General features: G+C 73.7%; 17 protein-coding genes. 7 read left to right on the forward strand and 10 right to left on the reverse strand.

The window, feature by feature from the left end:
• Nucleotides 1–4 precede the first annotated feature (4 nt).
• The 7 genes from nirD to ABZ312_RS08555 all read right to left on the reverse strand — a co-directional run bounded on the left by nirD (nt 5) and on the right by ABZ312_RS08555 (nt 8,129).
• Nucleotides 5–337, reverse strand: a complete 333-nt coding sequence (gene nirD, locus ABZ312_RS08525) for a nitrite reductase small subunit NirD (RefSeq protein ID WP_500323037.1) — start codon at nt 335–337, stop codon at nt 5–7.
• On the reverse strand, nt 334–2,919 hold the full coding sequence (gene nirB, locus ABZ312_RS08530) for a nitrite reductase large subunit NirB (RefSeq protein ID WP_500356959.1): 2,586 nt from the start codon (nt 2,917–2,919) through the stop codon (nt 334–336). Before nirB ends, nirD begins: the two co-directional genes overlap by 4 nt.
• A gap of 1 nt (nt 2,920) precedes the next feature.
• On the reverse strand, nt 2,921–4,261 hold the full coding sequence (locus ABZ312_RS08535) for an NAD(P)/FAD-dependent oxidoreductase (protein ID WP_500436879.1): 1,341 nt from the start codon (nt 4,259–4,261) through the stop codon (nt 2,921–2,923).
• A 111-nt stretch (nt 4,262–4,372) separates the two neighbouring features.
• Nucleotides 4,373–4,777 carry a PIN domain-containing protein gene (locus ABZ312_RS08540; RefSeq protein WP_500436881.1) on the reverse strand — a complete coding sequence of 135 codons (405 nt, stop codon included), beginning with the start codon at nt 4,775–4,777 and terminating at the stop codon, nt 4,373–4,375.
• Nucleotides 4,774–4,992 carry a type II toxin-antitoxin system VapB family antitoxin gene (locus ABZ312_RS08545; RefSeq protein WP_319140420.1) on the reverse strand — a complete coding sequence of 73 codons (219 nt, stop codon included), beginning with the start codon at nt 4,990–4,992 and terminating at the stop codon, nt 4,774–4,776. The genes ABZ312_RS08540 and ABZ312_RS08545 overlap by 4 nt, the downstream gene beginning before the upstream one ends.
• A gap of 51 nt (nt 4,993–5,043) precedes the next feature.
• Complete coding sequence (locus ABZ312_RS08550; protein ID WP_500323043.1) at nt 5,044–7,161, reverse strand: molybdopterin oxidoreductase family protein; 2,118 nt, start codon at nt 7,159–7,161, stop codon at nt 5,044–5,046.
• A 272-nt stretch (nt 7,162–7,433) separates the two neighbouring features.
• Nucleotides 7,434–8,129 carry a SanA/YdcF family protein gene (locus ABZ312_RS08555; protein ID WP_500323044.1) on the reverse strand — a complete coding sequence of 232 codons (696 nt, stop codon included), beginning with the start codon at nt 8,127–8,129 and terminating at the stop codon, nt 7,434–7,436.
• An 83-nt stretch (nt 8,130–8,212) separates the two neighbouring features.
• Between ABZ312_RS08555 and ABZ312_RS08560 the strand changes: the two genes are divergently transcribed.
• The 7 genes from ABZ312_RS08560 to ABZ312_RS08590 all read left to right on the forward strand — a co-directional run bounded on the left by ABZ312_RS08560 (nt 8,213) and on the right by ABZ312_RS08590 (nt 16,253).
• Entirely contained in the window at nt 8,213–8,635 is a 423-nt protein-coding gene (locus ABZ312_RS08560; protein ID WP_500323046.1) for a gamma-glutamylcyclotransferase family protein, read from the forward strand.
• A gap of 112 nt (nt 8,636–8,747) precedes the next feature.
• Nucleotides 8,748–9,626 (forward strand): sirohydrochlorin chelatase, encoded by an 879-nt coding sequence (locus tag ABZ312_RS08565; protein WP_500436883.1) that lies wholly within the window; start codon nt 8,748–8,750, stop codon nt 9,624–9,626.
• Nucleotides 9,627–9,662: 36 nt separating this feature from the next.
• Entirely contained in the window at nt 9,663–10,970 is a 1,308-nt protein-coding gene (locus tag ABZ312_RS08570) for a deoxyguanosinetriphosphate triphosphohydrolase (RefSeq protein WP_500436884.1), read from the forward strand.
• Between the two features lie 159 nt (nt 10,971–11,129).
• On the forward strand, nt 11,130–12,392 hold the full coding sequence (locus ABZ312_RS08575) for an NAD(P)/FAD-dependent oxidoreductase (RefSeq protein ID WP_500332382.1): 1,263 nt from the start codon (nt 11,130–11,132) through the stop codon (nt 12,390–12,392).
• 30 nt (nt 12,393–12,422) lie between these two features.
• The gene (locus tag ABZ312_RS08580) at nt 12,423–12,878 is read left to right on the forward strand and encodes a GNAT family N-acetyltransferase (protein WP_500359569.1); all 456 of its coding nucleotides are present in this window, start codon (nt 12,423–12,425) and stop codon (nt 12,876–12,878) included.
• A gap of 31 nt (nt 12,879–12,909) precedes the next feature.
• The gene (gene dnaG, locus ABZ312_RS08585) at nt 12,910–14,826 is read left to right on the forward strand and encodes a DNA primase (protein WP_500359568.1); all 1,917 of its coding nucleotides are present in this window, start codon (nt 12,910–12,912) and stop codon (nt 14,824–14,826) included.
• A gap of 131 nt (nt 14,827–14,957) precedes the next feature.
• Nucleotides 14,958–16,253, forward strand: a complete 1,296-nt coding sequence (locus ABZ312_RS08590; protein WP_499511771.1) for an RNA polymerase sigma factor — start codon at nt 14,958–14,960, stop codon at nt 16,251–16,253.
• A gap of 60 nt (nt 16,254–16,313) precedes the next feature.
• Here ABZ312_RS08590 and ABZ312_RS08595 read toward each other — a convergent pair whose 3' ends face one another.
• The 3 genes from ABZ312_RS08595 to ABZ312_RS08605 form a co-directional block, all read right to left on the reverse strand.
• Nucleotides 16,314–18,269 (reverse strand): ABC transporter ATP-binding protein, encoded by a 1,956-nt coding sequence (locus tag ABZ312_RS08595; RefSeq protein WP_500436886.1) that lies wholly within the window; start codon nt 18,267–18,269, stop codon nt 16,314–16,316.
• Nucleotides 18,266–20,014 (reverse strand): ABC transporter ATP-binding protein, encoded by a 1,749-nt coding sequence (locus ABZ312_RS08600; RefSeq protein ID WP_500436887.1) that lies wholly within the window; start codon nt 20,012–20,014, stop codon nt 18,266–18,268. Before ABZ312_RS08600 ends, ABZ312_RS08595 begins: the two co-directional genes overlap by 4 nt.
• A 69-nt stretch (nt 20,015–20,083) precedes the next feature.
• A complete protein-coding gene (locus tag ABZ312_RS08605; protein ID WP_500322005.1) occupies nt 20,084–21,538 on the reverse strand; it encodes an FGGY family carbohydrate kinase in 1,455 nt (484 codons plus the stop codon).
• Nucleotides 21,539–21,586: the final 48 nt, after the last annotated feature.

Here is a 21,586-nt window from a genome sequence, read left to right on the forward strand (position 1 = left end):
CCCGTCACCGCACCCGCACCGGGAAGGCCGGCACCGAGACCGCCTCGTCGTCGAGGCAGCGGCCGTTCTCCAGGTCGAAGCGCTGCTTGAGCAGTGGGGAGGCGACGAAGGCCCGGCCCTCGGCGGTGGAGCCGAGCAGGCCCCGGGACAGGACGTAGGCGCCGGTGAAGGGGTCGCGGTTGTCGATGGCGTACGGGCGCCCGTGCCGGTCGGTGAAGAGGGCCGCCTGCCGGCCGTCGGGGAGGAGGGCGGCGACGCCGCGGCCGGGGGTGAGGGTGCCGTGGTCGCAGACGGCGAACCAGCCCGCGGTGCCGGGGAGGAGGACTTCGACGTTCATGCGGTGGTGGTCCCTTCGAGGGTGCGGACGGGGAGCACGGGGCCGGCGAGCAGGTCGAGGTCGGGCTTGACCTGGTCCCGCTCGGGGACGAAGCGGACCGAGGGGTCGGGCACGCCGGGCGCGTTGACGAAGGAGACGAAGCGCCGCAGCCGCTCCGGGTCCCCCAGCGTCTGCGCCCACTCGTCGCGGTAGTGGGCGACGTGGTCGGCCATCAGCCGCTCCAGCTCCCCGCAGATGCCGAGCGAGTCGTGGACGACGACGTCCCGTACGTGGCCGAGCCCGCCCTCGATCCGCTCCAGCCAGGCGGAGGTGCGCTCCAGGCGGTCGGCGGTGCGGATGTAGAACATCAGGAAGCGGTCGACCAGCCGGACCAGTTCGGCGTCGCTCAGGTCCTGGGCGAGCAGGTCCGCGTGACGCGGGGTGGCGCCGCCGTTGCCGCCGACGTACAGGTTCCAGCCGCTCGCGGTGGCGATGATGCCGAAGTCCTTGCTGCGCGCCTCCGCGCACTCGCGCTGGCAGCCGGAGACGGCGGACTTGAGCTTGTGCGGGGACCGTAGGCCCCGGTAGCGCAGTTCCAGGTCGATGGCCATGCGGACGCTGTCCTGCACGCCGTAGCGGCACCAGGTCTGCCCGACGCAGGACTTCACGGTGCGCAAGGCCTTGCCGTACGCGTGCCCGGACTCGAAGCCGGCGTCCACCAGCCGGGTCCAGATCATCGGGAGCTGGTCGACCCGGGCGCCGAACAGGTCGATCCGCTGCCCCCCGGTGATCTTGGTGTAGAGGCCGAAGTCGCGGGCCACCTCGCCGATGACGATCAGCTTCTCCGGGGTGATCTCCCCGCCCGGGATGCGGGGCACGATCGAGTACGAGCCGTTCCTCTGCAGGTTGGCCAGGAAGTGGTCGTTGGTGTCCTGCAGCGCGGCCTGCTCGCCGTCCAGGACGTAGCCGGAGGCGCCGATCGCCGGGGCGAGCGAGGCGATGATCGACCCGACGGCCGGCTTGCAGACCTCGCAGCCGTCGCCGCCGCGGGCGCCCTCGCGGCCGTGCCGGTCGAGCAGCTCGCGGAAGCCGGTGATCCGCAGCGCCCGCACGATCTCGTAGAGCTCCTGGCGGGTCTGGGCGAAGCAGCCGCACAGCCCCTTGTCGACCTCGACGCCCGAGGCCTCCAGCTCCGCGGTGACCAACTGGCCCAGCACCTTCACGCAACTGCCGCAGCCGGTCCCGGCCTTGGTGCACTTCTTCACCTCGGGGACCGTCGTGCAGCCGTGCTCCGCGACCGCGCCGCGGATCGTGCCCTTGGTGACGTTGTGGCAGGAGCAGATCACCGCCTCGTCCGGCAGCGCCGACGGGCCCAGTGCCACGGGGGCGCCCGCGCCCGCCGGGAGCACCAGCTGCTCCGCGGGGACCGGGGGCACCGAGCCGGTGAGCGGGCGCAGCATGCCGTACTGCTCGGCGTCGCCGACGAGGATGCCGCCCAGCAGCACGCCGTCCGGCGAGACGACCAGCTTCTTGTAGATCCCGGAGCGGGAGTCGGAGTAGACCACGTCGAGGCAGCCGGCGGTCGCGCCGTGGGCGTCGCCGAAGGAGGCCACGTCCACGCCGAGCAGCTTCAGCTTGGTGGAGGTGTCGGCGCCGGTGAAGGAGCCCTCCTGGCCTGCGATGGCCTTCGCCGCGGTCTCCGCCATGTCGTAGCCCGGCGCCACCAGGCCGTACACCCGGCCGTCCGAGGCCAGGGCGCACTCGCCGATGGCGTAGACCCGCGGGTCCTCGGTGCGGCAGGTCGCGTCGACGACGATCCCGCCGCGCTCGCCGACCGGCAGTCCGCACTCACGGGCGAGCTGGTCGCGCGGCCTTACGCCCGCGGAGAAGACCACCAGGTCGACGTCGAGCGACGAGCCGTCCGACAGCGCCATGGCCCGGACCGAGCCGTCGGCGGTCGTGACGATCTCCTGCGTGCCCACCCCCGTGTGGACGGTCACGCCCATGCCCTCGACCGTGCGCCGCAGCGCCTCGCCGCCGCCCTCGTCGACCTGCACCGGCATCAGCCGGGGCGCGAACTCCACGACGTGCGTGTCCAGTCCGAGCCCCTTGAGCGCGCCGGCCGCCTCCAGCCCGAGCAGCCCCCCGCCGACGACCGCGCCGGTGCGCGAGGTCATCGCGTACTCCTCGAGCGCCAGCAGGTCCTCGATGGTGCGGTAGACGAAGCACCCCGTCGCGTCCTTGCCGGGGACCGGCGGCACGAAGGGGTACGAGCCGGTGGCGAGCACCAGGGTGTCGTAGCCGAGCGTGAGCCCGGAGCGGGCGGTGACGGTCCGGGCCGGGCGGTCCACGGCGACCGCCGGGTCGCCCAGGTGGAGTTCGATGCCGTGCTCCGCCATGAAGCCGGCCTCCACCAGGGACAGCCCCTCCGGGCCGGTGCCGGCGAAGTACGAGCTGAGGTGGACGCGGTCGTACGCCGGGCGGGGCTCCTCGCAGAGCACCACCACCCGGGCACGGGAGGTCAGGCCGCGGTCGGCCAGCGCCTCCAGGAACCGCTGTCCGACCATCCCGTGGCCGACGAGCACGATGGTGGGCGTGGTCATGTCAGGACCCTCCGTTGTCGGTGAGCAGGTGGAGCGGGGCGACGGGCAGCGCCTCGTCGCCCTCCCAGGTGCGGGCGAGCGCGCCCACGGTGCCGAGGTCGCCGAGGAGGATGCCGCCGACGAGGCGGTCACCGCGCAGGACGACCTTCCGGTACGCGCCGCGCGTGGCGTCGGTGAGGCGGAGCACGTCGTCGCCCGGGGAGGGCGTGGTCTCGCCGAATGAGGCGATGTCCAGGGCCGCCGGGCCGTTGAGGGTGAGCCGGGTCAGCGAACGGGTACCGCCGTACCGGGGGGCGGGGTCGGCCGTCAGGACGTCCGCCAGCGCGTCCGCCTGCTCGGTGGCCGGGCCCGCGAGGCCGTAGACGACGCCGCCGTGCTGGGCGCAGTCGCCGATCGCGTGGACCGATGGGTCCGAGGTGCGCAGCGCGTCGTCCACGACCACCCCCTTGGCGACCGCCAGCCCCGCCGCCTGGGCGAGCCCGACGCGCGGCCGTACGCCGCAGGCCAGCACGACCAGGTCGGTGCCGAGGCAGTAGCCGTCGGCGAGTTCGACCGCGGTGACCACGGACCGCGCCGACCGGCCGTCGCCGGCGGCACCACGGGGCAGGGTCGACGGGCGCACCCCCGCGGACCCGCCTCCCGTACGCACCGTCCCGGCCGGCCGCAGCCGCCGGGAGGGCCGCGCGACCCCGGCCCCGTCTTCGTCCCGGGTCAGCAGACCGCGCACCCGGCACTGGGTGTGCACCTCGACGCCCAGTCCCTCCAGGTGCGCGCGCAGCAACTCCGAGGCGGTCTCGTCCAGATGACGCTCCATCAGATGCTCGCCCTGGGTGGCGACCACCACCTGCGCCCCGCGCGCCGCCAGCGCCCGCGCCGCCGACACCCCGAGCAGCCCGCCGCCGACGACCACCGCACGCGCCCCGGGACGCACCGCCGCCGAGAGCGCCAGGCAGTCGTCCATCGTGCGGAAGGCGTGCACCCCCTCCGGGAACGTGCCGCCGTCCCGCGCGAACAGCCCGCGCAGCGGCGGCAGTACCGGATTGGAGCCGGTCGCCAGCACCAGCCGGTCGTACCGGACCACGCCACCGTCGTCGCAGACCACGGCCCGCTCGTCGCGGTCGATCCGCACCACCCGGACACCCCGGCGCACCACCGCGCCGGGCACCCCCGGCAGCGCGACCACCTCCGGCGCGTACCGGCCCGCCAGCACCTCCGCGAGCAGCACCCGGTTGTACGGGGCGTGCCGCTCCTCGCCGATCACCGTGACGTCCGCACCGGAGGGCGCCAGACGCTGCGCGAGGCGCGCCCCCGCCATTCCGCCGCCGACCACCACCATCCTCATGGCACGAGCCTGCGGCGCCGCTGTTACCCGGCCGCATCCCCGTCGTTTCCCCCGGGGAACAGTGCCCTCAGCGCCCGCCCGGCCCCGCTGTGAGCCCGAAGCGGCCTCCGGCTACGGCCGGTCGACCCTGATCATGGCGATCCCGGGCCGGACCTTGGCCACCGACCCGAAGTCCTGATCGGCGTGGATCAGGGTCAGGCCGTGGGCCTCCGCGGTCAGCGCGATGAGGATGTCCATGGGCGACGGTCCCCTGTGGTGCCCGATGGCGATCAGATCACGCTGCACGGCGTGGATCCGGCGCCAGGGATCGTCGAGGGCCGGGCACCAGCCGAAGGTCCGGCGCAGTACGGCGACAAACGGCTCGTACTCGCGGTCGGAGCGCACACCGGTCATCAACTCGGCTTCGACCGGCGGACACATGGCGACCAGTCCCCGGGCCACATGCGTGGGCCACGGCTCGGGGATCTGCCGCCGCAACAGGCGCCACACCGCCGAGGTGTCAGCGAGGTAGCTCATCGGCCGCCGCGCTCCTGCTCCGCCAGGTAGTCGAAGTCCAGGACGTCCTCGGCGTGTTCCTGGAGCCATGCGAGCCCGCGGGCACGGTCGTCGGCGCTCGTCCCGGCCGCTATGGACAGGGCCAGGTTGATCGTCTCGCGCTTCGTCTTGGTGCCGAGCTGCCGCTGGGCGAAGGCGAGCATCGCGTCGTCCAGATCGATGACCGTGCGTGCCATGACGACCTCCCGGTTGATATCAGGCAGGATGCCAGTATATCAACAGCGATATCAGGCGTCGATGGCCCGCGGCTGCGCCCGCTCGACGCGGACCGCGCACACCTTGAACTCCGGCATGCGGGACGTCGGGTCGAGCGCCGGGTTGGTGAGGGTGTTCGCCCGGCCCTCGCCCGCCCAGTGGAAGGGCATGAAGACCGTGTCCGGACGGATGGCGCGGTCCACCCGGGCCGGCGCCACCGCGCGGCCCCGGCGGGACGTGACGGCGACCGGGTCGCCCTCGGCGACACCGATGCGCTCGGCGAGGCGCGGATGGAGCTGCACGAACGGACCGGGCGCGGCGGCGTTCAGCTCCGCCACCCGTCGGGTCTGGGCGCCCGACTGGTACTGCGCCAGCACCCGTCCGGTCGTCAGGTACAGCGGGAAGTCCCCGTCCGGCTCCTCGGCCGCCGGCCGGTGCAGCACCGGCACGAACCTGGCCCGGCCGTCCGGCGTCGCGAACCGGTCGAGGAACAGCCGGGGCGTGCCCGGGTGCGCCGCGGCGTCCCCGGCCGGGACGTCCGGGCACGGCCAGAACACCCCGTCCTCCGCCTCGATGCGGCGGTAGGTGATCCCGGAGTAGTCCGCGGGCCCGCCCGCCGACGCGCGGCGCAGTTCCTCGAAGACCTCCTCCGGGTCGGCAGGGAAGCCCTTCTCCCGGCCCAGGCGTGCGGCCAGCCCGTTCAGCACGTACAGGTCGCTGCGCACACCCTCCGGCGGGTCCAGGGCCTTGCGCCGCAGCAGCACCCTGCCCTCCAGGTTCGTCGTGGTCCCCGTCTCCTCGGCCCACTGCGTCACCGGCAGCACCACGTCGGCCATCGCCGCCGTCTCCGACAGCACCACGTCGCACACGGCGAGGAAGTCCAGCGCCGCGATGCGCTCGGTGACGTGCGCCGCCCGCGGCGCGGAGACCACCGGGTTGGAGCCCATGAGCAACAGGCCCTTCACGTCCCGGCCCAGCGCGTCCAGCAGCTCGTACGCGCTGCGCCCCGGCCCCGGCAGGTCGTCCGGGTCGACCCCCCACACCCGGGCCACATGGCTGCGCGCCGCCGGGTCGTCGAGCTTGCGGTAGCCGGGCAGCTGGTCGGCCTTCTGGCCGTGCTCCCGGCCGCCCTGGCCGTTGCCTTGCCCCGTGAGACAGCCGTACCCCGACTGCGGGCGCCCCGCGCGACCCGTCGCCAGGCACAGGTTGATCCACGCGCTCACCGTGTCCGTGCCCTTCGACTGCTGCTCCGGGCCGCGCGCGGTCAGCACCATCGCCTCCGGCACGCCGCAGAACAGCTCCACCGCCTCCCGGAGCCTGGGCACCGGCACCCCGGTGATCCGCTCGACCAGCTCCGGCCAGAGCGCCATCGCCGAGGCCCGCGCCTCCGGCCAGCCGGTCGTCCGCTGCGCGACGAAGTCCTCGTCCACGCGGCCCTCCGCGACCACCAGGTGCAGCAGGCCGAGCGCGAGGGCGAGGTCGGTGCCGGGGCGCGGCTGCAGGTGCAGGTCGGCGTGCTCGGCGGTGCGCGTACGGCGCGGGTCCACGACGATCAGGCGGCCGCCGTTCTCCTTCAGCTCCGTGAAGTAGCGCAGCGCGGGCGGCATCGTCTCGGCGAGGTTCGAGCCGACCAGGATCACGCAGCCCGTCCGCGCGACGTCCGCCAGCGGGAACGGCAGGCCCCGGTCCAGGCCGAAGGCCCTGGTGTGGGCGGCCGCGGCGGAGGACATGCAGAAGCGGCCGTTGTAGTCGATCTGGGACGTCCGCAGCACGACCCGGGCGAACTTGCCGAGGGCGTACGCCTTCTCGTTGGTCAGGCCCCCGCCGCCGAACACACCGACCGCGTCGGGGCCGTGGGCGGCCCGCACCCGCAACAGGCCTTCCGCGACCCGGTCCAGGGCGTCCTCCCAGGGGGCCGGCTCCAGCCGTCCCGAGGCGCGGTCCCTGACCAGGGGGCCGGTCAGCCGTGCCTCCGGGGCCAGCACGGCGGGCGCGGTGCGGCCCTTGCCGCACAGGGCGCCCTTGTTCACGGGGAAGTCGCGCTCCACCACGTCCGGGATGCCGCTGCCTCCGGCGGTGCGGCGGAGGCCCATTCCGCACTGCAGGGCGCAGTAGGGGCAGTGGGTGTCGACGGTTCCGCTGGCGCTCATGCCGCCCACGATGCGGCGCCGGTGTTTCGCCCCCCGGGCGGGGGCGTTACGCCCGGCGTACGGTGCGCTCCCTGCGGGGCTGTGCGGGGTGTGAGGGTGCGGGTCGTTTGCCGTGTGCGGGTTGTTTGCGCCTGCGGCGGGCGTCCACCCGCCCGCACTGATCGCGCCGGATGGGGGTCCCCCCGGCCGAAGGCTGGGGGAGGGCGGGAGGCGGGGAACCCCCCACCGCAACCACGACGGCGCCGCACACGACAACCGGGCCCTACAGAAGGTCACCCCAGGGCGCGCTGGACGCCGGCCTCGCGGGGGCCGAGGAAACGGGGGTCCGGGGTGAACGCGGCGTCGAACGCGGCCTTCACGGCTCCGGCGACTTCGCGGGTCCCCCCGTAGTACCAGGTCGCGTCGTGCCGCTCGTCGACCCCGATCCCGTACGCCTCGATCCCGGCCGCCCCGCACAGCGCCAGCGCCCGCCGTATGTGGAAGCCCTGGCTCACCAGCAGCGCCCGGTCGACGCCGAAGACGCGCCGGGCCCGGGCGCAGGAGTCCCACGTGTCGAAGCCGGCGTAGTCGAGGACGACCTTGTCGCGGGGCACGCCGTGCGCGGCCAGGTAGTCCCGCATCGCGGTCGGCTCGTCGTAGTCGGTGCGGCTGTTGTCGCCCGTGACGAGGACCACCCGCACCTTGTGCGCCGCCCACAGTTGGGCGGCCGCGTCGAGGCGGTGGGCCAGGTAGGGGGAGGGCTCGCCGTTCCACAGGCCCGCGCCGAAGACGACGGCGACGGGCTCCGCGGGGGCGTCCGCCACCGCACGGACCCGGTCGTCCGCGGTGACCTGGAGCCACGTCGCGGGCAGCAGTGCCAGTACGCCCAGGGCCACGGCGGCCCACAGCAGGTGCCGCCGCCCCCGCCTGGACCGCGGTAGCCGCGGCAGCCGCGCGAGCCGCCGCAGACGCGGCAGCACGGCCCCCACGCGTACCCCTGGCGTCTTCCGGTTCGGGCTTCGTTCCACGTCCGAGTCGACGTCCCGTACGTCCCTGCGGTTCCATGAGGGTGATGCGTGACGACCATTCCCGCCTCCCGTTCTTCGTGTACGGGACCCTGCGGCCCGGCGAGATCAACCACTCCTGGCTGCTGCGCGGCCGGACGACGTCCGAGACGCCCGCCGTGCTGCACGGCGCGCTGCTGTTCGACGGGCCGGGCTACCCGTACGCCGTGGCCGACGACCGCGGCCGCATCCACGGCGACGTCATCCATCCGGTCGAAGACCTGTACCAGGAGGTGCTCGCGGACCTGGACCGCCTGGAGGAGTACAGCCCGGGCGCCGCCGGGAACCTGTACGAGCGGGTGGTCCGCGACGTGCGCACCTACGCCGGGCGGACGGTGCCCGCATGGGTGTACCTGGCGGCCGCGGACCACGAACGGGAGCTGCGCGAGAAGGGGCGCCCCATCGAGGGCGGGGACTGGAAGCGCCGCTGACGCACGCTCTGCGGGCGCCCCTCACACCCGCCCGCACGGAGTGTGAAGCGGCGGAAACCAGTCGTCATCTCGGTGCAACGGCGTGGCAACCCCCGCTCGCCACACTCGGTGCATGACGGCCGAGGAACCCGCGCCGCACGGCGTGCCAGGACCGGACCACTTCGACAGCACGGCGCAGCTCATGTCCCGGATCACCACGCAGCTCAGCAGTCAGCTCTCGCGGGTGACGCTGCGCTCCGCGGCCCCCTGCCGCCCGGTCCTGGTCGCCGTCGCGCACGGCAGCCGCGACCCGGAGGCGCTGCGCACCGCGCACGCCCTGCTGGAGCGGATCAGGGACCTGCGCCCGGGGCTGTCGGTGCGGCTCGGTCACATCGAGATCGACGAGCCGTCGCTGGACGACACCCTTGCGGCCCTGCGCGGCGAGGCCGTCCTGGTGCCACTGATGCTGACCCGCGGCCACCACGTCAAGCGGGACCTCCCCGGGGCGCTGGCCCGTGCCCCGCACCTGCGGGGGCGGGTCGCGGCGCCGCTCGGCCCGCACCCGCTGCTCGCCGAGGCGCTGCACGACCGCCTGGCCGAGGCGGGCTGGCGCACCGGCCCCCCGCGGGCCGCACGGCGGGCCGGGATCGTACTGGCCGCCGCAGGGTCCCGTGACCCGCAGTCGGCCCGGGACACCGAGGCGACGGCCGCGCTGCTGCAGGCCCGGCTGGGCGGCAGGGTGCCGGTGGTGCCCGCGTACGCGTCGGCGGGGCCGGACGTCGCCGCGGCGGTGCGGCAGCTGTCGGCCGACGGCCGGGACCGGGTCGCGGTGGCCTCCTGCTTCGCCGCGCCGGGCCGCTTCGCGACGGCGACGGCCGCCGCGGCGCCGTGGATCGCCGCCGCCCCGCTCGGCGCGCATCCGGCGATGGCGGCGCTGGTGCTGCACCGCTACGACCGGGCGCTGGCCGGCACGGCGGGTCCCGCCGCCGCGGCGCAGCTGGCCACGGCGTAGCCGCCCGGACCGGGTCGCGCCCGCTACCGTCGCGGTATGGACGCGAACCACCCTGCGGCGACCGACTACGCCCCCTACAGCGAAGCCGACACCGAGCGCTACGTGCCCGAGCCCGACAAGCGGCCCGGCCGCACGTCGTTCCAGCGGGACCGGGCCCGCATGCTGCACTCCGCGGGGCTGCGCCGGCTGGCCGGGAAGACGCAGGTGGTGGACCCGGTCGACAACGCCCGGGCGCTCAACAGCAGCCCGCGGACGCGGCTGACGCACAGCCTGGAGTGCGCCCAGGTAGGCCGGGAGCTCGGGGCGGCCCTCGGCTGCGACCCGGACCTGGTGGAGACCGCCTGCCTGGCCCACGACATCGGCCATCCGCCGTTCGGGCACAACGGGGAGATGGTGCTCGCCGAGGTCGCGGCCGGCTGCGGCGGCTTCGAGGGCAACGCCCAGAGCCTGCGCATCCTGACCCGGCTGGAGCCGAAGCGTTTCGCCCATGCCGACGACGGCACCCTGACCAGCGTGGGCCTCAACCTGACCCGGGCGGCGCTGGACGCGGCGACGAAGTACCCCTGGCCGCGCGGCGGGCACCCCACCGACCCCACCAGCCCCAAGTTCGGCGTGTACGAGGACGACCTGCCGGTCTTCGAGTGGCTGCGCCGCACCGCCCCCGCCGACCGCCCGTACGTGCAGTGCTTCGAGGCGCAGGTCATGGACTGGGCCGACGACGTGGCGTACTCCGTCCACGACGTCGAGGACGGGCTGCACGCCGGCCATCTGGATCCGGCGGTGCTGCTCGCCGAGCCCGAGCGCCGCGAGATCTTCGTCGTCGCCGCCGGCCGCTACGCCCCCGGGGCGGCCGAGGACGAGCTCGCGCAGGCCCTGGACCGGCTGCTGGACATGGAGTGGTGGCCGCACGGCTACGACGGTTCCGCCATCGCCCAGGCCCGGCTGAAGGACGCCACCTCGCAGCTGATCGGCCGCTTCTGCCTGGCCGCCGAGCGCGCCACCCGGGACGCCTACGGCACCGGCCGGCTCACCCGTCACCGCGCCCAACTGGTCGTCCCGCGCGACCAGCGGCTGGAGTGCGCCGTCCTGAAGGCGGTCGCCGACCGGTACGTCATGCAGCGCGAGGCGCAGGAGCGGCGGCGCGCCCAGCAGCGCGTGGTCATCGGGGAGCTCGCCGAGGCCCTGCTGGCCCGGGCGCCGGAGGGGCTGGACCCGCAGTTCCGCGGCATCTTCGACGAGGCCAAGGACGACCGGGCCCGGCAGCGGGCCGTCGTCGACCAGATCGCCTCGCTGACCGACGCGGCCGCGACCGCCCTGCACGCCCGGCTCACCGCCCCCCGGTGAGCCCCCGGCGGCCCCCGGCCGCCCCCGCGCGCCGCGCCGCCCCCGTTCCCGGTCGGCGCGGCACTCTTCACGTCGGCCCTGCCGTGCGGGACGCTCACATGACTGGCAATTGCCAGAGGGAGGGCCGCCGGGCACCCGAGGACACCAGGGAGGCGCACAGTGGTGGACGCAGACCACACATTCGTCATCGTCGGGGCGGGGCTCGCCGGGGCGAAAGCGGCGGAGACGCTGCGCTCCGAGGGTTTCACCGGCCGCGTGATACTGATCGGGGACGAACGCGACCACCCCTACGAACGACCCCCGCTCTCCAAGGGCTTCCTGCTGGGCAACGAGGAGCGCGACTCGGTCTTCGTCCATCCCGCCGCCTGGTACGCCGAGCACGACGTCGAACTCCACCTCGGCCAGCCGGTCACCGGCCTGGACCGGACCGGCAAGCGGATCACCCTGGGCGACGGCACCTCCATCCCGTACGACAGGCTGCTGCTGACCACCGGCGCCGAGCCGCGCCGGCTGGACATCCCCGGCACCGACCTGGCCGGGGTGCACCACCTGCGCCGTCTCGCGCACGCCGAGCGACTGAAGAACGTGCTGACCTCGCTCGGCCGCGAGAACGGCCACCTGGTGATCGCCGGAGCGGGCTGGATCGGCCTGGAGGTGGCGGCCGCCGCCCGCGGCTACGGCGTCGAGGTCACGGTCGTCGAGCCGCAGCCGTGCCCGCTGCACTCGGTCCTCGGCCCGGAGCTCGGCGAGGTCTTCGCCGACCTGCACCGCGAGCACGGGGTGCGGTTCCACTTCGGCGCCCGGCTCACCGAGATCACCGGTCAGGACGGCATGGTGATGTCGGTGCTCACCGACGACGGCGAGGAGCACCCCGCCCACCACGTGCTCGCCGCGATCGGCGCCGCCCCGCGCACCGCGCTCGCCGAGGCCGCCGGGCTGGCGCTGGCCGACCGCGCCGCGGGCGGCGGCATCGCCGTGGACGCCTCGCTGCGCACCTCCGACCCGGACGTCTTCGCCGCCGGAGACGTCGCCAACGCCGAACACCCCCTGCTGGGCGGCCGGTTGCGGGTCGAGCACTGGGCGAACGCCCTCAACAGCGGCCCCGTGGCGGCCCGTGCGATGCTCGGCGGGGACGTGGTGTACGACCGGGTCCCGTACTTCTTCACCGACCAGTACGACCTGGGCATGGAGTTCTCCGGGCACGCCGCCCCCGGCACCTACGACCAGGTGCTGGCCCGGGGCGACGTGGGCAAGCGGCAGTTCATCGCCTTCTGGCTGCGCGACGGCAGGGTGCTGGCCGGGATGAACGTCAACGTGTGGGACGTGACCGACACCGTCCAGAAGCTCATCCGCTCCGGCCGCCAGGTCGACACCGACGCGCTGGCCGACCCCACGGTGCCCCTGGCCTCCCTCCTGGAGTGAGCCCGGGGGCGGTCACCTAGCATGACTGTCATGGAGCCCAGGACCGCCGTCGTACCCGTCGAGGAGATCTTCGAACTGCGCTGGAGGGTGCTGCGGCCCGGGCTCCCGCGGAAGTCGGCGATCTTCCTGGAGGACGGTCATCCGCTCGCCTTCCACATGGCGGCCTACGGCGACGGCGGCGACGGCGGCGACGAGGTCGTGGCGTGCGTCACGCTCTTCCCGGAGCAGCTGCCCGGCGACGGCGCGATCGCGTACCGCATCCGCGGCATGGCCAGCGCCCCGGAGGTCCGCGGCCGCGGCTACGGCGCTGCGCTGCTGCACGCCGCGCTGGAGCAGGCCCGGCAGCGCGGGGCCGAGCTGGTGTGGTGCAACGGCCGTACCTCGGCGCGCGGCTTCTGGGAGGGGCAGGGCTTCATGGCGGTGGGGGAGGAGTTCGTGCTGGAGCCGGCCGGGCCGCACTTCCTCTTCGTCGCCAAGCTGGTCTGACCTTCCTCGGGCCGCGCCGTAGAATCCTTCCGTGGCTGGGCGGATCAGGGACGAGGACGTCAAGGCGGTACGGGACGCGGTCCCGATCGACGCCGTCGTGTCCGAGTACCTGCAGCTCAGGAACGCGGGCGGCGGCAACCTGAAGGGCCTGTGCCCCTTCCACGACGAGAAGTCGCCCTCCTTCCACGTGAGCCCGAGCAAGGGGCTCTACCACTGCTTCGGCTGCCAGGAGGGCGGCGACACCCTCGACTTCGTGATGAAGGTCGACCACCTGTCCTTCTCGGAGGCGGTCGAGCGGCTCGCCGCCGTGGCGGGCATCACGCTGCGGTACGAGGAGGGCGGCTACACCCCGGGCCGGCAGCAGGGCGAGCGGATCCGGCTGGTCGAGGCGCACAAGGCGGCCGCGCAGTTCTACGTCGAGCAGCTGGGCGGGGCCGAGGCCGAGATCGGCCGGAAGTTCCTCACCGAGCGGGGCTTCGACCAGGCCGCCGCCGAGCACTTCGGCGTCGGCTACGCCCCGGCGGGCTGGGACCACCTCGTCCGCTTCCTGCGCGGCAAGGGCTTCACCGACCGCGAGCTGATCGTCTCCGGACTCGCCAGCGAGAGCCGCCGCGGCGGTGCCATCGACCGCTTCCGCGGCCGGTTGATCTGGCCGATCCGCGACATCACCGGCGAGGTGATCGGCTTCGGCGCGCGCAAGCTGCGCGAGGACGACCAGGGCCCGAAGTACCTCAACACCCCCGAGACGCCGATCTACAAGAAGTCCCAGGTCCTGTACGGCATCGACCTGGCGAAGAAGGAGATCGCCCGCACCAGCCGGGCCGTGGTCGTCGAGGGCTACACCGACGTCATGGCGTGCCACCTCGCGGGCGTCACCACCGCCATCGCGACCTGCGGCACCGCCTTCGGCGGCGATCACATCAAGATCCTCCGCCGGCTGCTGATGGACAACTCGGGCGCCGAGGTCGTCTTCACCTTCGACGGCGACGAGGCCGGCCAGAAGGCCGCCCTGCGCGCCTTCGAGGACGACCAGAAGTTCGCCGCCGAGACCTCCATCGCCATCACCCCCGGCGGCATGGACCCCTGCGACCTGCGCCTCGCCGAGGGCGACGCCGCCGTGCAGCGGCTGGTGGACACCCGTACCCCGCTGTTCGCCTTCGCCCTGACGTCGGTCGTCGCCCGCTACAACCTCGACACCGCCGAGGGCCGGGCCTCCGCGCTGGAAGCGGGCGCGCCCATCGTCGCGGGCATCAAGAACGCGTCCATCCAGCACGAGTACGCGGTGCAGCTGGCCGGCATGCTCGGCATCCTCGACTCGCAGTTCGTGGTGCGCCGCGTCTCCCAGCTCGCCCGCTGGCAGCGCGAACGCCGCCAGTCCGGCGGCGCCGCCCAGCCGGGCCGGGGCGCCGCGGCGCGCCCCGACGCGGCCCCGGGCCCCGCCGCGCCGGCCGGTCCGCGCGGGCCGCGGCTGGACATGCGCAGCCCCGCCCACCGGGTCGAGCGCGAACTGCTCAAGCTCGCCCTCCAGCACCCGGAACTGGTCTCCCCGGCCTTCGACGCCTACGGCGAGGACGAGTTCACCGCACCGCCGTACGCCGCCGTGCGCCGCGCCATCGCCGAGGCGGGCGGTGCCGAGGCCGCCGACGCCGAGTTCCTCGTCCGGGTCCGCGACGTGGCACCGGACGACACCGTGCGCTCGCTGGTGACCGAACTCGCCGTCGAGCCGGTCCAGCACAAGGCGCCGGACGTCTACGCCGGCAAGATCCTCGTCGACGTACGCCGTCAGGCGGTCGCCCGCCGCATCGCCCAGCTCAACGCCGACCACACCCGGCTGAGCGCCCAGGGCCCGCGCGCCGACGAGGCCCAGCTCGCCGCCGTCCAGGGCGAGCTGTGGGCGCTCCAGCAGTACGGCCAGCGCCTGCGCGAACAGGGCGTCGCGGCCCTCTGAGCCGGGCGCCGACGGCCGTCCCGCCCGGGAACGGACGGGGACGCGGGCGTGACGAGGGGGTTGCCCTCCGTCACAAAAAAGCGGCGCACGACCCTCGTGGGCATGGTGTGCCGTAGGCCACACTGGGGGCGGTGCAAGAGTCCTCGGAGCGCGGACTGCCGAGCGGTGTCGATGGTGACGCCACCGGAGTGCCGCTGACGGCGAACTCCCGGACGGGCCGTGGCGAGGACGCCGCGACCGTTCCGTCGCGGCGCGTCTCCGAGTCCGTGGCTGCGCTCACCGTGGAGGTCTCTCCCGTGCACATCCAGACACTGACGCCCCTGACGGCCCCGGCCGACGACCTGCTGGAGCGCGTGCCGGAGCAGAACCACGCGGCCGTGCACCCCGAGGAACCGGCCGGCGGACCCGACGAGGCGCAGGCGCAGGCGCGTGCGGAGGCCGCGGCGGAGACGGGGTCCGACCCCGAGTCCGATGCCGACCCGGGCCCCGTACGGCGGTCCGGCGACGAGGTCTCCGGCCCGTCCGCGGACCTGTTCCGCCAGTACCTGCGCGAGATCGGCCGGATACCCCTGCTCACCGCCGAGGAGGAGGTCGAACTCGCCCGCCGGGTCGAGGCCGGCCTCTTCGCCGAGGAGAAGCTGAACGGCACTCCGGACCCCGACTCCCGGCTCGCCGTCGACCTCGACCGGCTGGTCGTGCTCGGCCGGATGGCCAAGCGCCGTCTGATCGAGGCCAACCTGCGCCTGGTCGTCTCCGTCGCCAAGCGGTACGTGGGCCGCGGCCTGACCATGCTCGACCTGGTCCAGGAGGGCAACCTCGGGCTGATCCGCGCCGTGGAGAAGTTCGACTACGCCCGCGGCTACAAGTTCTCCACCTACGCGACCTGGTGGATCCGCCAGGCCATGAGCCGGGCCCTGGCCGACCAGGCCCGCACCATCCGGGTCCCGGTCCACGTCGTGGAGCTGATCAACCGCGTCGTGCGCGTCCAGCGCCGCCTGCTGCAGGAACGTGGCTACGAGCCCTCCACCGAAGAGGTCGGCGCCCACCTGGAGATCCCCCCGGAGCGGGTGAGCGAGGTGCTGCGCCTGGCGCAGGAGCCGGTGAGCCTGCACGCCCCGGTCGGCGAGGAGGAGGACGTCGCCCTCGGTGACCTCATCGAGGACGGCGACGCCACCTCGCCCGTGGAGTCCGCCGCCTTCCTGCTGCTGCGCGAGCACCTGGAGGCGGTGCTGTCCACCCTCGGCGAGCGCGAGCGCAAGGTCGTCCAGCTGCGGTACGGCCTGGCCGACGGGCGCCCGCGCACCCTGGAGGAGATCGGCCGGATCTTCGGCGTCACCCGCGAGCGCATCCGGCAGATCGAGTCCAAGACCCTCAACAAGCTGCGCGACCACGCCTTCGCCGACCAGTTGCGCGGCTACCTGGACTGAGCACGCACGAGCCCCCGCCGGCCGGGCCGGCGGGGGCTCGCGTCGCGGCCTCGCGGCCGGTCAGTCGACCTCCGCCACCGCCTGCGCGAACTGCGCCGCGTACAGCCGGGCGTAGGCGCCGTCCTTGGTCAGCAGCTCCTCGTGGGTGCCCTGTTCGACGATGGCGCCGCTCTCCATCACCAAGATGACGTCCGCGTCGCGGATCGTGGACAGCCGGTGCGCGATGACGAAGCTGGTCCGCCCGTGGCTGAGCTGCGCCATGGCCCGCTGGATCAGCACCTCGGTACGGGTGTCGACCGAGCTGGTGGCCTCGTCGAGGACGAGGATCACCGGGTCGGACAGGAACGCCCGCGCGATGGTGATCAGCTGCTTCTCGCCGGCGCTGACGCCCGTGCCCTCGTCGTCGATGACGGTGTCGTACCCGTCCGGGAGGGTGCGGACGAAGCGGTCCGCGTGCGCGGCGCGCGCGGCCTCCTCGACCTGCTCGCGGGTCGCGCCCTCGGTGCCGTACGCGATGTTCTCCGCGATCGTGCCGCCGAACAGCCACGTGTCCTGCAGCACCATGCCGATGCCGGAGCGCAGTTCCTCCCGCGGCAGGGACGCGATGTCGGTGCCGTCGACGGTGATCCGCCCGCCGGTGACCTCGTAGAAGCGCATGAGCAGGTTGACCAGCGTGGTCTTGCCCGCGCCGGTCGGGCCGACGATGGCGACCGTGTGGCCCGGTTCGACGGTCAGCGACAGGTCCTCGATGAGCGGCTTCTCCGGCTCGTAGCGGAACGCCACGTCCTCGAAGCGGACCTCGCCGTGCTGCTCCTTGCGCAGCCCGAGCGTCTTCGGCTCGGGGCTCTGCTCCTGGGCGTCGAGCAGCTCGAAGACCCGCTCGGCGGAGGCGACCCCGGACTGCACCAGGTTGGACATGCTCGCCACCTGGGTCAGCGGCTGGCTGAACTGCCGGCTGTACTGGATGAAGGCCTGGACGTCGCCGATGGACAGCGCGCCGCTGGCCACCCGCAGCCCGCCCACGACGGCCACCAGGATGTAGTTGACGTTGCCGATGAACATCATCGCGGGCTGGATGACGCCCGAGATGAACTGCGCCCGGAAGCCCGACTGGTAGAGCGCCTCGTTCTGCTCGCGGAAGGCCTCCGCGGACTCCTCCTGGCGGCCGAAGACCTTCACCAGGGTGTGCCCGGTGTACATCTCCTCGATGTGGGCGTTGAGCTTGCCGGTGGTCCGCCACTGCTTCACGAACTGCGGCTGGGCCCGCTTGCCGACCGCCGTGGCGACGAACACCGACAGCGGCACGGTCACCAGCGCCACCAGCGCCAGCAGCCAGGAGATCGAGAACATCATCACCAGCACGCCCACGATCGACAGCAGCGCGAAGATGATCTGCCCCATCGTCTGCTGCAGCGTCTGGCCGATGTTGTCGATGTCGTTGGTGGCCCGGCTCAGCACCTCGCCGCGCGGCTGCCGGTCGAAGTACGACAGGGGCAGCCGGGCCAGCTTCGCCTCGACGTCCTGGCGCAGCCGGAACACGGTGCGCTGGATGACCGTCGTGGCCAGCCGGCCCTGGACGACCGCGAAGACCGCGGCGGCCGCGTAGATCGCGAGGGCGGTCAGCAGCACGTGGCCCACGGCGTCGAAGTCGATCCCGGCGCCCGGGGTGAAGTCGGCGGACTGCAGCAGGTCGGCGAGGGTGTTGCTGCCCTCCTGCCGCAGGTGCTCGATCGCCCCGGCCTTGTCGGTGCCCGCGGGCAGCGAACGGCCGAGGACCCCGGCGAAGATCAGGTCGGTGGCCTTGCCCAGGATCCTCGGGCCGATGACGTTGAGGGCGACGCCCAGCGTCGTGCAGGCCAGCATGGCGACGACCAGGGTGCGCTCGGGGCGCATCAGCCCCAGCAGCCGCTTGCCGGAGCCCTTGAAGTCCATGGACCGCTCGGTGGGCTGGCCGCCCATGAACCGCATCGGCCCCGCCGTGGGTGCGGGCCCCCTCCGGGGCGCGGGGACGCTCATGCCGCCTCCTGCTCGGTGAGCTGGGAGAGCACGATCTCCCGGTACGTGGGATTGCCGTCCATCAGTTCGTGGTGGGTGCCCGTGCCGACCACACGGCCCTCGTCGAGGACCACGATCCGGTCGGCGTCGCGGATGGTGCTGACCCGCTGCGCGACGATCACGACGGTCGCGTCCGCCGTCTCCCGGGCCAGCGCCCGGCGCAGCGCGGCGTCGGTGGCGTAGTCCAGCGCGGAGAAGGAGTCGTCGAAGAGGTAGACGGTGGGCTTGCGCACCAGGGCCCGCGCGATGGCGAGGCGCTGGCGCTGGCCGCCGGAGACGTTGGTGCCGCCCTGGGCGATCGGGGCGTCGAGTCCGGAGCCGCCGCCCTCCTGCGCGAGCCGCTCCACGAAGTCCCGGGCCTGCGCGATCTCCAGGGCGTGCCAGAGCTCCTCGTCGGTGGCCTCGGGGTTGCCGTAGCGCAGGTTGGAGGCGACCGTCCCGGTGAACAGGTACGGCTTCTGCGGGACCAGGGCGACCGTCTCGGCCAGGTGCGCCGCGTCCAGTTCGCGGACGTCGGTGCCGTCGATCAGCACCTGGCCGCCGGTGGCGTCGAACAGCCGCGGCACCAGACCCAGCAGGGTCGTCTTGCCGCTGCCGGTGGAGCCGATCACCGCCGTGGTCTCACCGGGCCGGGCGACCAGGTCGATGCCGCGCAGCACCTCGGCCTCGGCGCCCGGGTACGCGAAGTCCGCGGCGCGCAGCTCCAGCTCGCCGCGCCGTACCGCGAGCCGCACTGGATCGGCGGGCGGGGTGACGCTCGGGTCGGTGCCCAGCACCTCCTCGATGCGCTCGGCGCAGACCTCGGCACGCGGCACCATCATCACCATGAAGGTGGCCATCATGATCGACATGAGGATCTGCATCAGGTAGCTGATGAAGGCGGTGAGCGCGCCGATCTGCATGCCGCCGCTGTCGATCCGGTGGGCGCCGAACCACAGCACGGCCACGCTGGTGACGTTCACGACGGCCATCGCGACCGGGAACATCAGCGTCATCATCCGCCCGGCGCGCAGCGCGACGTCCGTCAGGTCGTCGTTGGCCTTGCGGAAGCGGGCCTGCTCGAAGTCGTCCTTGACGAACGCGCGGATGACCCGGATGCCGGTGATCTGCTCCCGCAGCACCCGGTTCACCGTGTCGAGCCGTTCCTGCATGGAGCGGAAGAGCGGACGCAGCTTCCGCACCAGCAGCAGCACCAGCACGCCCAGCACTGGCACCACCGCCAGCAGCAGCGAGGACAGCGGCACGTCCTGGCCGAGCGCCATGATGATGCCGCCGAAGCACATGATCGGTGCCGAGACCATCAGCGTGAAGGTCATCAGCACCAGCATCTGCACCTGCTGGACGTCATTGGTGGTCCGGGTGATCAGCGAGGGGGCGCCGAACTGCCCGACCTCGCGGGAGGAGAAGCGCTGCACCCGGACGAAGACGGAGGCGCGGATGTCCCGGCCGACCGCCATCGAGGTGCGGGCGCCGTGATAGACGGCGCCCACCGAGCAGGCGAGCTGGACGAGGGTCACGGCGAGCATGATGGCGCCGACCCGGAGGATGTAGCCCGTGTCCCCCTTGACGACGCCGTCGTCGATGATGTCGGCGTTGAGGGTGGGCAGGTAGAGCATGGCGAGGGTCGCCACGAGCTGCAGTACGACGAGCACGGAGACGGCACGCCTGTAGGGCAGGAGATGGGACCGCAGAAGACGGATCAGCACGACGGATGACCCTATAGTCCGATGGTTGCCGTAGGCACACGATTTACCGGCTCATGGCCGACACCGGGATCAACCCGGGAACGCCCCCGGATGCGTCTGCTCACGCACCGCGACGTACTGCTGCCGCACCGAGTGCCCGATCGGCCCGTCGTCCGGGCCCGGTTCGGCCACGGCGTAGTCCGCGGGGTGCCAGTACGGAGGCTGCTCCGGCGAGGCCGTGCCGTTCACCACCCCCAGTGACCAGGCCGCCTGCCGGGCCGCGCCCAGCGCCGCGTACTCGCCCGGCGGCGGCACGACGACCTGCGCGCCCAGCAGTGCCGGGGCCATCGACCGTACGGCGGGGAGGTCACCCGCCGGGCCCAGCAGGAAGATCCGGCGCACCTCCACCCCGCGCGCCCGCAGCACGTCCAGCGCGTCCGCCAGCCCGCACAACATCCCCTCGAACGCCGCCCGCGCCAGGTGCTCCGGCTTCATGCTCTCGCGCCGCAGCCCGTGCAGCGTCCCCGCGGTGTGCGGCAGGTCAGGTGTGCGCTCGCCCTCCAGGTACGGCAGCAGCACCAGGCCGTACGAACCCGGGGTGGAGCGCATCGCCAGCTCCGACAGCCCGGCCAGGTCGGTGCCGAGGAGCTCGGCGGTGCCGCGCAGCACCCGTACGGCGTTGCGGGTGTGGACGACCGGCAGATGGCGGCCGGTCGCGTCGGCGAAGGAGGTGATCAGGCCGGTCGGGTCGCTCAGCGCGTGGTGGTGCACCGCGAAGACCGTCCCCGCCGCGCCCAGCGACACCACCGCGTCCCCCGGGCCGACGCCCAGTCCGAGGGCGGCCGCCATGTTGTCCCCGGTACCGGCCGAGATCAGCAGCCCCTCCGGGGTCCGGCCGGCCGGCTCGGCGGGGGCCAGCACGTCGGGCAGCTGCACCGGATGGCCGAGCGCCAGCTCCACGATGTCCGTGCGCCACTGTCCGGTCGCCGCCGACCAGTAGCCCGTGCCCGAGGCGTCGCCCCGGTCCGTCGTGCGCCGCCGGGGGCGGCCCATGAGCTGCCACACCAGCCAATCGTGCGGCAGCAGCACCTGCGCGGTGCGCTGCGCCGAGGCGGGTTCGTGCCGGGCCAGCCAGCGCAGCTTGGCCACCGGGTACGCGGCCTGCGGCACCGCCCCGACCGCCTCGGCCCAGGCGCCGGGACCGCCCAGCTCCTCGGTCAGGTCGGCGGCCTGGATCTGCGCCCGCTTGTCGTTCCAGAGCAGTGCGGGCCGCACGAGCGCCCCACCGGCGTCCAGCGCCAGCATCCCGTGCTGCTGTCCGGAGACCCCGATGGCCTCCACGCCCTCGAGCATCCCGCCCTTGGCGGCCTCGCCCAGCGACAGCAGCCAGGCCTCGGGGTCGATCTCGGTCGGCGTCCCGGCGCCCTCGCCGCCCGGCAGGGGGTGCGGGGCGTGCGTCTGCCGGAGCACGGCTCCGTTTTCGGTGTCGCACACGACGACCGTCGTGCCACTGCCCGAGCTGTCGATCCCCGCCACAATCCCCATGCGGGCATCATGCCGCACCCGGCGCGTACGGCGGAAAACCGGGCACCT

It is taken from the genome of Streptomyces sp. NPDC006207, assembly GCF_040613835.1.
Classification (GTDB): Bacteria; Actinomycetota; Actinomycetes; order Streptomycetales; family Streptomycetaceae; genus Actinacidiphila.

Coding starts and splice junctions, on each gene's coding strand:
- nirD (WP_500323037.1), bottom strand. CDS start 337: ATGAACGTCGAAGTCCTCCTCCCCGGCACCGCGGGCTGGTTCGCCGTC.
- nirB (WP_500356959.1), bottom strand. CDS start 2,919: ATGACCACGCCCACCATCGTGCTCGTCGGCCACGGGATGGTCGGACAG.
- ABZ312_RS08535 (WP_500436879.1), bottom strand. CDS start 4,261: ATGAGGATGGTGGTGGTCGGCGGCGGAATGGCGGGGGCGCGCCTCGCG.
- ABZ312_RS08540 (WP_500436881.1), bottom strand. CDS start 4,777: ATGAGCTACCTCGCTGACACCTCGGCGGTGTGGCGCCTGTTGCGGCGG.
- ABZ312_RS08545 (WP_319140420.1), bottom strand. CDS start 4,992: ATGGCACGCACGGTCATCGATCTGGACGACGCGATGCTCGCCTTCGCC.
- ABZ312_RS08550 (WP_500323043.1), bottom strand. CDS start 7,161: ATGAGCGCCAGCGGAACCGTCGACACCCACTGCCCCTACTGCGCCCTG.
- ABZ312_RS08560 (WP_500323046.1), top strand. CDS start 8,213: ATGCGTGACGACCATTCCCGCCTCCCGTTCTTCGTGTACGGGACCCTG.
- ABZ312_RS08565 (WP_500436883.1), top strand. CDS start 8,748: ATGACGGCCGAGGAACCCGCGCCGCACGGCGTGCCAGGACCGGACCAC.
- ABZ312_RS08570 (WP_500436884.1), top strand. CDS start 9,663: ATGGACGCGAACCACCCTGCGGCGACCGACTACGCCCCCTACAGCGAA.
- ABZ312_RS08580 (WP_500359569.1), top strand. CDS start 12,423: ATGGAGCCCAGGACCGCCGTCGTACCCGTCGAGGAGATCTTCGAACTG.
- ABZ312_RS08595 (WP_500436886.1), bottom strand. CDS start 18,269: ATGAGCGTCCCCGCGCCCCGGAGGGGGCCCGCACCCACGGCGGGGCCG.
- ABZ312_RS08605 (WP_500322005.1), bottom strand. CDS start 21,538: ATGGGGATTGTGGCGGGGATCGACAGCTCGGGCAGTGGCACGACGGTC.